At 63.1% G+C, this 12,535-nt stretch carries 8 protein-coding genes; 2 read left to right on the plus strand and 6 right to left on the minus strand.

The window, feature by feature from the left end:
* Positions 1-184 precede the first annotated feature (184 nt).
* A complete protein-coding gene (locus KF886_25325) occupies positions 185-1,903 on the minus strand; it encodes a cation acetate symporter (GenBank protein ID MBX3180682.1) in 1,719 nt (572 codons plus the stop codon).
* A gap of 74 nt (positions 1,904-1,977) precedes the next feature.
* On the minus strand, positions 1,978-2,232 hold the full coding sequence (locus tag KF886_25330) for a DUF4212 domain-containing protein (GenBank protein ID MBX3180683.1): 255 nt from the start codon (positions 2,230-2,232) through the stop codon (positions 1,978-1,980).
* Between the two features lie 281 nt (positions 2,233-2,513).
* Here KF886_25330 and KF886_25335 point away from each other — a divergent pair, with 281 nt between their 5' ends.
* Together KF886_25335 and KF886_25340 are read left to right on the plus strand one after the other, a co-directional pair.
* Positions 2,514-3,557: a DUF1559 domain-containing protein gene (locus KF886_25335; GenBank protein ID MBX3180684.1), complete on the plus strand. Its 1,044-nt coding sequence runs from the start codon at positions 2,514-2,516 to the stop codon at positions 3,555-3,557.
* A 211-nt stretch (positions 3,558-3,768) separates the two neighbouring features.
* Positions 3,769-4,713, plus strand: coding sequence for a fumarylacetoacetate hydrolase family protein (locus tag KF886_25340; protein MBX3180685.1), 945 nt, complete (start codon positions 3,769-3,771; stop codon positions 4,711-4,713).
* Between the two features lie 10 nt (positions 4,714-4,723).
* Here KF886_25340 and KF886_25345 read toward each other — a convergent pair whose 3' ends face one another.
* From KF886_25345 to KF886_25360, 4 genes are all read right to left on the minus strand, one after another.
* Positions 4,724-7,084: a hypothetical protein gene (locus KF886_25345; protein ID MBX3180686.1), complete on the minus strand. Its 2,361-nt coding sequence runs from the start codon at positions 7,082-7,084 to the stop codon at positions 4,724-4,726.
* Positions 7,085-7,146: 62 nt separating this feature from the next.
* Complete coding sequence (locus KF886_25350; GenBank protein ID MBX3180687.1) at positions 7,147-7,707, minus strand: hypothetical protein; 561 nt, start codon at positions 7,705-7,707, stop codon at positions 7,147-7,149.
* Between the two features lie 487 nt (positions 7,708-8,194).
* Positions 8,195-8,848 (minus strand): hypothetical protein, encoded by a 654-nt coding sequence (locus tag KF886_25355; GenBank protein ID MBX3180688.1) that lies wholly within the window; start codon positions 8,846-8,848, stop codon positions 8,195-8,197.
* A gap of 157 nt (positions 8,849-9,005) precedes the next feature.
* A complete protein-coding gene (locus KF886_25360) occupies positions 9,006-11,387 on the minus strand; it encodes a hypothetical protein (GenBank protein MBX3180689.1) in 2,382 nt (793 codons plus the stop codon).
* Between the last annotated feature and the right edge of the window lie 1,148 nt (positions 11,388-12,535).

Consider the following 12,535-nt stretch of genomic DNA (forward strand, 5'->3'; position numbering starts at 1 on the left):
GCCGTCCTGGCTGTCAAGGCGGGCATCGGTTTCGGTCGTAACGTGCTTGATGGTGTCGGGGCGGGCGTTTCCACAGGATCTCCACCAACCCTGGCCATGGTTCCTGGGAAAATTACAACGGCCGCCTGACCGCTCCGGGTTGGATTGACCTGGAGCGCGGCGACCGTTTGTGTTTTGATCTGGATTACTCGGTCGACTCGTCGAGGATGATGGCCGGGCCGACGTGATCGGGCATACGCAGGTTTTCGAGGACTTCCATGACGTCGTCGGGCGGGGGCGGCGTCATTCGCGAAACGGTGAGGCAGACGGCCATGTTCAGGAGCATGCCGACGGTGCCGATGCCTTCGGCGGAAATCCCGAAACACCAGGTTCCGAACCACGGCTGCGTCACGCCAAAGTAGGCGAACAGAAGGTCAGCCTTGGTTCCGACGATGTAGAAGAGCGTGAAACCGAGCCCGACGATCATCCCGGCGATGGCGCCTTCGCGATTGGCGCGTTTGTCGAAGATACCGAGAAGGATGACGGGGAAGAAGCTGGCGGCGGCGAGGCCGAACGCGAACGCGACAACCTGGGCGACGAATCCGGGCGGATTGATGCCGAAATAGCCCGCGACGAGCACGGCCAGGATAACCATGGCGCGGCCGACCATGACGCGGTGGCCTTCGTCCGCGTGGGGGTTGATGAGCCGGAAGTAGATGTCGTGCGCGATGGAACTGGAGATGACGAGCAGGAGGCCGGCGGCGGTGGATAGCGCGGCCGCGAGCCCGCCGGCGGCGACAAGGGCCACGACCCAGGGCGCGAGTTGGGCCACCTCGGGCGTGGAGAGGACGATGATGTCCGCGTTGATCGCGATCTCGGAAGTGGCCGCGTCGGGCGTCAGTTCGAGGACGCCGTTGCTGTTCTTGTCGTCAAACTTGAGGAGCTCGGTCTTTTCCCACTTGGTCGTCCAGCCGAGGGCGTGAATCTCGTCGAGCGTCTTGCCATGCAGCGATTCAATGAGGTTGTAGCGGGCGAAGGTCGCGAGCGCAGGCGCGGTCGTGTAGAGGATAGCGATGAAGAGGAGCGCCCAGAAGGCGGAGTAGCGCGCGGCGCGGACGTTCTTCACGGTGTAGAAGCGGACAATCACGTGGGGCAGGCCGGCCGTGCCCACCATGAGCGCGATCGTGATGAAGAGTACGTCGAGCATGCTTTTGTTGGCGAAGGGCTGGGTGTATTCGGCGAAACCCAGATCGACCTGGATTTGGTTGAGCTTGGGCATGATATCGCTCGCCACGAGGCCAAGCTGCGGCAGCGGATTGCCGGTCAGCTTCACACTGAGGGCTATCGAGGGAATCAGGAAGGCGATAATCAGCACGACGTACTGGGCGACCTGCGTCCACGTGATGCCTTTCATGCCGCCGAGCACCGCGAAAAAACCGACGATGACCATGCCGATGATGACGCCGTGGGCGACATCCACCTCCAGAAATCGGGCGAAGACGATGCCTACGCCGCGCATCTGGCCGGCGACATAGGTCACGGACACGAAGATGGCGCAAATGACGGCGATGATGCGGGCGGTCCGGGAATAGTAGCGCGCGCCGACGAAATCGGGCACGGTGTACTGGCCGAATTTGCGGAGATAGGGCGCGAGCAGCAGCGCGAGGAGAACGTAGCCGCCCGTCCAGCCCATGAGATAGATGGACCCGTCGTAGCCCATGAAGGAGATGAGGCCGGCCATGGAAATGAACGAGGCCGCCGACATCCAGTCGGCAGCCGTGGCCGCGCCGTTGGCCAACGAGGGGACGCCCTGCCCCGCCACGTAGAAACCGGAGGACTCCCGGACGCGGGATCGCCAACCGATATACAGGTAGGCCATGAAGGTGATGGTCACAAACAGGTAGGTCCAGGCTTCAACAGACATGTCGGTTGCTCTCTCCATGCATTGCGGGGGGATTTCGGCGCGCGGGGGGGGAATCGCGGCGCCCCGGCGCGCGCTTACTCGTCGGCGTGGTGGTCGTGGTCGATCTTATCCATGCGTTTGGCGTAGATGAAGATCAGTACCACGAAAACGAAGATGGATCCCTGCTGGGCCATCCAGAACCCGAAGGGCAGCCCGCCGATCGAAATCGCGTTCAGGGGCGACACGAAGAGAATGCCCGCGCCGAGCGAGACGAGGAACCATACGGCGAGCAGCCAACGTATGAGGGCGACATTCTTTCGCCAATAGTCCAGTTTTTCCTGCTTTTCCATGCTTTCATATGCTCCTGCATGCCCGGGAATGGGGAAATTGCCCCCACGGTTATACACCATCCCCTTCCGACATACAAGCGCCGCGAGATTTCGATTGACAAATCGGCGAATCCAGTCTTTAATACGAACATCATGTATTCCATTTTGGTGCGCAGGCAGGTTGGGCCACCGAGTCGGAAAGGAGGACTGTTTCAAGACCAGGCCGCATCTTGCACGCGGGGCCACAGCGCGCAAAACCTGTTTCCCAACGGCCTCACGCCAGTTTGTAAGGATTAATTCTCATGAAAAAGGACGGTTTCACCCTCATCGAACTCCTGGTGGTCATTGCGATCATCGGGATTCTCGCCGCCATTCTGCTTCCGGCGCTCGCCCGCGCCCGGGAAGCGGCCCGGCGCGCCAGCTGCCAGAATAACCTCAAGCAACTCGGGCTGGTGTTCAAAATGTACGCCAACGAGAGCAAGGGAGAGAAATGGCCGCAGACCCACGGCGACGAAATCTACGGCAATGACAGCAATTGCCCGAACTGCCTCAATGAACTGGACGACGCGGATTTCTTCGCGGATATGAACCAGATCTATCCCGAATACCTGTCGGACCCGGGCACGTTGATCTGCCCGTCGGATCCCGGCGCCGTCGGCGGCGATATACAGGACATCATCGGCCAGATTGTCGACGACGGGAGCGGCCTCTGCCCCCGGATTTGCGTGGGCCAGATCACGCAAAGCGACGAAAGCTACGTCTACACCGGCTGGGTCCTGGACCGCGTAGAGGACAATCATCCAGCGGTGAACTCCGCAACGCTGGGGCTACCGGGCGGCGTACAGGTCAACGGCCAGCTGGCCGCGGTGCTCGCATACCTCAGCCTGGGAGACGGGGGCGGTCCGATCTTCGGGGATCAGTCGGTGGACGACCCGCTGACGCCCGGTGTGAACGAAGACAATGATCGCCTGCTTGACCTCGACATCACAATTTCGTCGATTCCCCTCCTCGGTCCGGTGTTTGCGCCTCTGGGCGTCGGGACCGGCGGCGGCAACGTGATCTACCGCCTGCGCGAGGGCATCGAACGCTTCGTGATAACGGATATCAACAACCCCGGCGCCTCCGCAAAAGCGCAGAGCCAGATCGTGGTTACGTGGGACACGATCGGCTCCAGCGAGGCGACCGCCGTGACCGGCGGCGCGATCAGGCCGGGCACGGCGCTCTACAATCACATCCCCGGCGGCTCGAATGCGCTATACATGGATGGCCACGTGGAATTTCAAAAATACCCGGGCAAGTTCCCGGCAACGAAAACGAACGCCGGCCTGACGAGCTTCTTCGGCTGACCGATTGGCGCGGCATGGAACGGCGCGCGGCCTCCGGGCCGCGCGCCGTCTTGATTCTGGCTCGTGTGAATGACGCCGTCCCGACGCATTGCGCAACGGTGTGTCTCTGGCGAATTGTGCTATAATCCCGGTTCTCTTGGCCTGCCGGTCTGAGCTGCTGCCGCCGGTTGCCGGCACGCGTATTTGTCTCTCAGCCCCATCAGAGGACTCCATGATTCAGGGAAGATTTCGTTCCATCCTGCTTATTGCCATCTGCGCCACCCTGATGCCGGCTTTCGCCGCGGAAGCGCCTGCGTGGCAAGACGAATTCGCCGCCACGATGCACGCCGCGTGGAAAGACGGCGAGCCGATGCCGCAGATCAGCCGGGCGCACGCCGAGGCCACGCTGGCGGATGCCTACGCGGCGCAGCGGACCTTTGTCGCGCTTGCGCTGGGTGACGAGGCCATTGGCGGCTTCAAGGCGGCGATTGTGGGGGTGGAGGCGCAGACCGCGCTCGGCATAGACGGGCCCCTGTTTGGCGTGTTGCCGTCCAGCGGCGTGCTGTATGCCAAGGACAATGTCACGATCGACCTGTCGGCCGACAACCAGCGCATGTTTGAGACGGAGATTGGGTATATCTTCGGGCAGGGCGTAGGGGAGCCGATTCCGGATGTCGCCGCGCTGAAGAAGCATATCAAGAGCGTGGCGCCGGTCCTGGAAGTCCCGGGGGGCGCGAGCCAGAACGAGGCGCCGGTGACGGCGCCGGATCTGGTCGCGAGAAACATCAACAGCAAGGCGATTGTCGTGGGTTCACGGCTCGAGCCGCAGGCCGTGGACGTGGACGCGATCGAAATCACCCTGACGGCCAATGGGCAGGTCGTGAATACGGCGCGCGGCGGCGACGCGGCGGGCGGGCAGTGGGAGACGCTGCTGAAGACGGTGAATGCGATTCTCGCGAACGGCTACAAGATCGAGGCGGGCCAGATCATCAGCAACGGCGCCCTGGGCAAGATCGTGGGGGCGGAGCCGGGCCTGTACTGCGCCAATTACACGGGATTCGGAGAGATCTGCGTGAAGGTCGTGGCGGAGGCTCCCGCGCCCGAAGCGGTCCCGGCGGAGGCTCCCGCCGCGGCGGAGACGCCCGCGCCCGAAGCCGCCACGCCGGCGGCGGAGTAAGGGCTCCCCGTTATCCCGCGATGCGGGCCCGGTGCGCCGGGATCTGCCGCTCCAGGGTATCGCGCAGAACGCCGAGTTTCTCCCGGAGCGAGTAGGGTGAATAGACGTAATCGCACTCGAACTGGAAGCCGATGCGCGAGTCGTGCGTGACGGCGATCAGCGCAATTTCCACCCGCGCGATCTCCTCCCGCACGATGGCTTCCATTTCATCCAAAAGCACGCGCGCCTTCGCCGGATCGGTCTCCGCCATAAGCTGGAGCCGCTTGTCCTCGAAGGTCAGAATCGCCTGGCTGCTCAGAAGCATGCGGTGCTGTTGCTCCGCGACGATGACTTCGCGCAGGGCGCCGGCGCGTTTCGCTTCGGGGCTGGCGAGCGCGGCGGCGCGGTAGAGTTCAAGGCCCTCGCCAAGCTTGTCGGTCGTCTTGCGGAGGTATTTGAGGAATACCGGCAGGACCTTCGTCTCGCCTGGCGCCTCAATACCCGAGACGCTCCGCGCGTAGCTCTCGGCGCGATTCGAACCATTGGAGAAATCGGGCAGAAAAACGAGCCGGGTGACGGTGAAGGGCCAGTAGGGGTTGATTTCGGCGCCGAGATAGCCCATCCAGGCGCCCCCGTCCATCCAGGAATAGCGGAAGGTGGCCGTGCGCGCGGGCGGCGGCTCGAAGAAAATCGGATTGCCGATGGCGTTGGTGGTGCCCATGTACGGGCCGGTATCGGGAAGGAGGCGGACCGCCTGGCTGAAAAGATCCCATGCCCGCACGACGGCGGCGGCATTCTCCGCGCCAAAATCGCGGGCCGCAAACTGGTGGAGTAGTTCGTCAAGCGGTGGGGCGTCGCTCCAGGCGTACCACGCGCGCAGCTCGGTCATGAAACTCGGCGCGTAGCCGGAAGACCAGCTTTCCAGCGTACCGTCGATGCCGAATTCCGCGAGTTTCTCGTACCGCGCGTGCCACTGTTGCGGGAAGGGGTTGTAGGGCACGGTCTGCAATTGCGCGCCGCAGGAGAAGGTCTGGGCGTTGGAATACACGCGCATCCCGCGCGCCCGCGCCTCGGCAATCTGCGCCTCGGTGACTTCCGCGGGTCCAACCACATTGATGCCGTAGTCGCGCAGGTGGCCGTGCAGCCCGTCGATCTCGAAGCCCTTGCCGTTTTCCCAGGTGAGGAGTGGCGTGACGCCGTCGGGCAGTTGCTGGATGAAGAATTTTTTCGTCTCGACGTTGGACGGGCGAAAATCGATGTTGTATTCCCAGGGCAGGATCTCGATCTCGCGATCGACCTTATGGCACTCCTCCGCCACCACACCCACGGCGTGGCTCCAGTTCCGCGCCCAGTCTTCCACGTGCTCCTTGCTCGCCCCGTGGAGGCCGCCCCATTGCTTGAACCAGAAGCCCTCCGTCAGCAGGACAAAGCCCGCAATGTCCGGGAAGTCCTGGAGGATTTCGCGCACGAGCCGCCGCAGGTCCGCTTCGCTCTCTTCCGTGCCCACGTACTGATAGATGATGGGCGTATAGACCTTGATGCCGAATTTCTTGGCGCGATCAATCAGGTCGCGCACCCGCGCGGGGTCCTGGCGCCGGATCCTGTGCATAAGCCGCGCGTAAAAGTCCGTCGAGTTCTCCGCCGTGGTGCGATCGCCATTCGGGTTCGTGTAGACCGAGGCGAAGATGGCGTCGAAACCGTCGTGGGCCAGGTGCGCCAGGACCGTGTCCGGAAACTCCATCCAGCCCATCCAGGACTGCACCATGCGCGCGTCGTGCAGGCTGTGGCGGACGGTGTGCAGGTCCGCCGGGAGGACGGGGGCCTCGCGCAGGTTCATGCGGGCTTCGAGATTGTAGAGGCCATACATCACCCCGCGCGCGTCGAAGCCGCAGACCGTAATGCGATCCGGGGTAACGGTGATCTCGTAGTCCTTGGGGCCCTTCAAGCCTGCCCCGGCGCCGGGCAGATCCGCGGGGGTGCCCGCCACGATGTGTTGCGTGAGGCCCTCCCAGCCGTCGAGCAATTCCCGCTCCTCCAGATCCACCTGGACGCCCATGGACGTGTTCAGGTAGTCCTGGAAATCGCGGAGGGCGTGGCCGATCAGCGGGTCCTCGCCCCGCGGTCCGACGAGGGTCCACCCCGCCGCCGGCAGGGCAAGCTCGCCATCCGCGGGGACCGCGTCCGGGTTCCGCCGGGGGCGGTGGACCGGTTCGGTGGAAAGGCGCTCGTGGTACGCGAAGGGCGCCTCGGGCGTGAGGACGCGCTGGATTTCGGCGGCGATGGCTTCGGTTGTGGCGGGCTGGGCCGCATAGCCCAGGGAGCCTGACGTCGCGAAAGTGATCGGCACAATAAAAGTATGCATCGCCTGTTTCAGGAATGGGCGCGTTTTCATGGGTGCTCCCGAAGCGCCGTAAACGCGGCGCTGCGCGGTGTGAAGTACGAATCGCTATACGGCTACTTGATGAAGGACGGTATATCCACCGGCAGCCCGACCCGCATGAAGAAGCGCGCGAAGCTCTGCGACAGATGTTCGCGGTACGGCGGCATCAGCCGAACCCGGGGACCCTGCTGGACTGCAAAATTGCGAAGGAAGCCGACCGGAAGCGATACCACACTTTTGAAGTCAATAATCCGAGGCTTCGACTCAAATTCCGGGATTTCGCATGCGTTGACCACGTGGTAGGCGGGATACCTGCCCTGTCTGGCGTTCTCCCAATCCCTGTCCATGGAGAACGTCTGGCCTCGCTCGAAATCATCTTCTGTAAAAAGCGGGCACAACAATACGTCCCGCAATTTCTTGTTCACCAGGTCGCACGTCTGCGAAAGCACGATGATATCGAAGGTCTGAAAGTCGAACCGGATGCCCGGAGTATCGCTGCCCGAGCGGGCGCGCTCGAGTACATCGGTGCTGAGATCCTCGGGCGCCCTGAAAACCGGACAACCCGTTAGGATGTCTCCCTGCTCAAGGTCGCCGCCGGTAGTGACGGTATACCATGGATATGTGCTATGCCCCATTTGCAGCCTGTCTCTACGTCCAGGGATCCGGGTCGGCAATAGGCGTTCCCCTGCCCGCGTGATATAGATTAACGGGTATCGACGAAGTCTCCCGCACGCGGGGCGTGGACGCTACATCCCAGTCGATCAACTCGGAATCATCGTTCAACGCCGCCTTGTGTCGCGGGTTAAGAGGGCCGATCAGTGCAAGAACACTCCTATCGGACACACGCGCTTCATCCGTTTCGAACACGGCCTCTCGGGATGCCGTATCCTGCTGTACCGATGAGCACAGCGGTGCGCGATGGAAGAATCTGGCCAGGCGCCTGTTTCGCACAACCTCCTCCTCGGACATATTCGAGGACGGCGATTGCCCATGTGTGCTCGTAATATCGCGTCTGAACTCCCGATCAACGAGGCAAGAAAGCGCATCGTTCAGCAATCTAGTTGAATGCACGCCGTATGTATCCGAGGGGTGCGTGTCCGGTGTTGCCGTAGTCATCGCCTCTTACTCCGTTGAAACGCCGAGTATTCTTGTGCAAATTCGCCAGGACTGTGTCATTTTCTCTTCATAATTCGCGATGGCCTCAATGGCCCCCGGCAAATCCGCCGTGTCACTGTGACAATTCCCCTCCAGCACAATGCCATGCACGATGGGCCCGGCTTCCGACCTTTGCCGCCGTCCGGGCTTAATCGCAAGATTGAAGCGCGATTCTCCCAGCGGATAGGTCAACTGCACACCCGCGGAGTCGGGAGCCAAATCAGCGTCGTTCCACGAGCCCGCCGACAGGAAACGTCGAATTACGTAGGCGTCTGGGTCGTTTAACTCTTGAAACGCCATAAAGTTGATGCCTACCGCCGTATAGCGGACGTGCGGCAATGCCCTTACATACTTCACAGCAATCTCCGGCGCGGGTGACGCTTTTCCCGCACCGGCCGGCGCGCCATCGATAATCTGAAGCCGATTGGACTCCACCCGAAACGCGATACCATTCGCGTATTCCACTATCGAGAAGGGTGGAGTACAAATGGGCCCGCCAACGACAACCCATTCATCCGGAACGATACGCTCCGCTTTAAGAAAGGACGGATGCAGGATGGTTGGATTGTGTTCTTCGGCTGCGACCACGACCGACACGTTTGTCAACTTGAGCGTATCCATGTGTCTCCCATCCGTCGAGCCCGTATTGTAACGGCTTGAGGCCTGTAACACCACCTCGTGCTCCGCCAACGCGCCTTCTGCGGTTCCGAGCCTTTGCCAAATGCGGTCAGCGGACTGCTTCAGGTGATCGCCGCCTTCTTTCCGGGGCGATGGGGCGTCAAATCGCCCGCAATGCCGCCAGCGCATCCAGGATCTGTATTCTTGCCTCGTCGGCCAGGCTGCGGTCGATGTCGTCGTGCCATAGGAGGCCGGGGGTTGTGCTGGCGTCGAGGACGCGGTCCGGTAATTCCTCCAGCAGTCTTTTCGCGGCGTCCTTTGCGGGGCCCTCGGGCGCGCGGTCAATAGCGGCCTGGAGCATGACGAAGTACTCGTAGTCCTGGACGCCCTCGCGGGCCGCTTCCATCATTTTCGCGGGGGTGACGGAGGTGTCGTCGAGAAACGAGAGCGTGTAGATGTTGCGCGGGGCGAGGTACTCGTTCCAGGGGGAGACGCCGGCGTTGTCGCCGAAGGCCCAGAAGTAGGAGGCTTGGGCGCCCTCCTTCCAACAGGTCCAGGCCTGGAGACGGTAGTAGGCGTAGGGATCGAGGAGGGTGGAGGGGCCGCTGCACGAATAGAATTCCAGGCGCTTGCCGGCGTCCCGCTGCTTGCGGTAGAAGTCGCGGTAGTCCTCGCTGCCGCGCAGGAAGATGGTGCGGTTGGGGCAGATGACGTCGCACGCGGCGAACATGGCCTCCTGGCTTTCTGTAAGCTCGTGGTAGGTGGGGTCTTCCCAGATGGTCCAACCCGCGCCGGCCTGCCGGATGGCGTTGGCCCAGGCGACGATGATGGCGTCGTGCTCGGGCGCATGGGGCTCGTCGAAGAGGAGGACGGCGAGCCGGGACGGATCGATACCGCGGGCGCGGGCGTGGTCCGCCCAGAAACTCGCCCATTGCCCGACGGCGGTGTCGAATTCGGGGTCGTCCATGGTCCAGCGCTCGAAGGTGTTGTTGACGGCGGCGAAGATGCAATACCAGGCGGCGTCGGGCCAGCGCGCGACCCATGCGTCGAAGTCGCGGGTGTCGGGCGGGGCGGTGAGGCGTCCGCTCGCATCGTAGCCGCCGCGCGGAATGACCCGGCTTGTGGCCCAGGGCGCGTTCACATAGCGCTTGCGCAGGTGTTCGATGAGGAGGGGCCGGTTCTCCGGGTTCACGCCGCGGTGGCCGTCGCCGTCGGTATAGTCCCAGCCGCCGAAGCCGAGGCTGGGCGCATCGGGGAATCGCATGGGGTAGAGGTCGAGCGTGAAGGGCACGGCGCGGTCTCCCGCCGCGCCGGAAAGGGTCACGGCGCCCTCGTATTGGCCGGGATCGATGTCCGTCGGCTGAACGGTGAACCACACCTGGCGCGTCATGCCGGCCGGGATCGAGATCCGCCAGCCCGCGTCATCCCGGGCGGCGGCGGGCAGCGCCGAGGCGACGGGGACCCCCGCGGCGGTATCGGTCCAGGCCACTTCGTGGACGGTGATCCAAGGCGGATTCACGCCGCCGGGCAGGCCCTCGACGCGCAGCGTCAGCGAGGCCTCCTCCGGCCCGCCATTACTGACGTTCAGGGCGGCGGCGCGGAATTCATTCCGCATCATGGCGACGCGCAGCCGGGCCTCCGGGTTTGCAGGCGGATCGGCCAGGTGCGACAGGGGCCCCCAGAGGGGCGACTGCCAGACGGTGAGGCCCCGGGGCCACAGCTGGCCGCGCGCCGCGAATATCCGGCGGTGCGTTTCGTTCAGCGGGAGAACGGCCCGAAAATCTGCGGCGGGTTCGGGCGGAATCGCACCCAGTTCGACAAGTACGGCGTCCAATTGGGCGGTGACGGATGCGCGCACGGCCTCGGGAACGCTGGGCGCCGCGGCTTTTTCGCGCACGGCGGCGACGTCCTGGCGCAGTCGCCGGCTGATGGCGTCGCGGACGATGTTGGAGGCGACATAGGCCGCCACGTCGGAAACGGGCGCGCCGGGAAGCGGTTCGGCGAGCCAGGCGGGATCGCCCGCGTATACCTCTATTTCGTCGGCGAAGGTGAAGGGCTGATTCGTGATCACGAAGGCGACATAGCGCCCGTGGGTGCGCAGCTCATCGGTCCAGTAGCGGTGGACGCTGTACGGGAAGGGCGCGGGTTCGCCATGCTTTGCGCTGAGCGCAAGCAGGTCGCCCGCCTCGCGGAACTGGCGATCGGCGTCGCCGACGAACACGCGGAGCCCCGAGGGCCAGGCGACGCCGGCCGTGCCCGCCGCGGTGTTGAGCGACACGCCGCGAATTGGCTTCACTTCACCCAGGTCCAGGGTAATGATGACGGTCTTCGCGTTCGCCCAGCCGACCGTGGATTCCTGCGCCCAGAAATAGCCGGTGGTGTAGACGCCGTCGGTAAGTTGCCTGAAGTCGCCGGGATCGGAGCACAGCGCGTAGGAGGGATTGGGGTCGAGGGTGTAGGGGGCGTTGAGCGCGATGTTCTCGAAGGAGGCGGCGAGCGCGGGGGCGGCGCAAACAAGGGCCAGCAGGGCGTAGCGGAACATGGGTTGTTCTCCGGGGGCGTTGCGAATTCCGTGCGGGGGCCAGTGTAGCAAATGTCGGGTTTGGGCTGTTCGCACGGGACATTCCGCCGCAATATTCCTGCTCCGAAAACACACAGGGGGGGGGACGCATGTGCGCATCATTCCTTCAAAGGTACTCGTAAAAACCAAGGTGAAGCCTGCAAAGAACGTGGCACAGCCGTCCCGGCTGTGTTCCGGTTGCGAAGCAACCGGCCTTTCATCCTCAATGCCTGACGCCACGCGTCATGAACGACCGCCCCCCAGGTGGGGACTGGCTCCCGAGCAATAATCACCCAGGCCGCGTAAGCGGTAAAGTGCACCCCAAAGCGAGGGCGCCCCCAGGTGGGGACTGGCTCCCGAGCAAAAATCACCCAGGCCGCGTAAGCGGTAAAGCCCACCCCAAAGCGAGGGTGCCCCCGGGTGGGGACTGGCTCCCGAGCAAAAATCACCCAGGCCGCGTAAGCGGTAAAGTGCACCCCAAAGCGAGGGTGCCTGTACCCGCAGATAAATAACTATATGACCATATACATACCGTTACCTATTTATCACACACAGGATCGGTGTCGGGCCTTGACGGAAACGAGCCTCCGGTATTGACGAAACGTGGATATTCAAGGCTCCAATGTAGGATAGCCGTCCCGGCTGTCCACCCCCACGCGGAAGGCCCGGCGCTCGGAAATCCACCGACGTCCCCGAGAACCACCTCGACGTACAACCTGAAAAATAGGTGATTCTTTAGCCGTATGAAGTTGAGTAGCATTCCAGCCACGAGTGGACACGAATAAGGCTCATCCGGTTTGAAGGTACATCGGCAACGATGGCGGCAAATATGGGTAGTTTGCTCGGTTCTCTTTTCCGGGCGGCGATGCTATGAGCGGATACAAGATTCCTTGGACCTTGTCTGTAGCGCAGACGGTATACTCGGTAGAAGAACTGGATGCCAACGCATTCTTTCGGCCCGAAGGGCCAACGGAGTTCTCAGCCCCGGGCAACGCCCGGGGATTGATCGGCGGGTTTCTTATACGCCCTGAAAGGGCAGCGCAGTTGAACTTCAGAAACGCTGGACTGGCTCACCACTGCGCTGCCCTTTCAGGGCGGGGAAGGTGGCGCCCCCGTATTCCCCGGGCGTT

Source organism: Candidatus Hydrogenedentota bacterium (assembly GCA_019637335.1).
Classification (GTDB): domain Bacteria; phylum Hydrogenedentota; class Hydrogenedentia; order Hydrogenedentales; family JAEUWI01; genus JAEUWI01.

Bases quoted from the DNA above. Each gene is read 5' to 3' on its own strand.
- KF886_25325 (MBX3180682.1), bottom strand. From the start codon at position 1,903: ATGTCTGTTGAAGCCTGGACCTACCTGTTTGTGACCATCACCTTCATG.
- KF886_25330 (MBX3180683.1), bottom strand. From the start codon at position 2,232: ATGGAAAAGCAGGAAAAACTGGACTATTGGCGAAAGAATGTCGCCCTC.
- KF886_25335 (MBX3180684.1), top strand. From the start codon at position 2,514: ATGAAAAAGGACGGTTTCACCCTCATCGAACTCCTGGTGGTCATTGCG.
- KF886_25340 (MBX3180685.1), top strand. From the start codon at position 3,769: ATGATTCAGGGAAGATTTCGTTCCATCCTGCTTATTGCCATCTGCGCC.
- KF886_25345 (MBX3180686.1), bottom strand. From the start codon at position 7,084: ATGAAAACGCGCCCATTCCTGAAACAGGCGATGCATACTTTTATTGTG.
- KF886_25350 (MBX3180687.1), bottom strand. From the start codon at position 7,707: ATGGGGCATAGCACATATCCATGGTATACCGTCACTACCGGCGGCGAC.
- KF886_25355 (MBX3180688.1), bottom strand. From the start codon at position 8,848: ATGGATACGCTCAAGTTGACAAACGTGTCGGTCGTGGTCGCAGCCGAA.
- KF886_25360 (MBX3180689.1), bottom strand. From the start codon at position 11,387: ATGTTCCGCTACGCCCTGCTGGCCCTTGTTTGCGCCGCCCCCGCGCTC.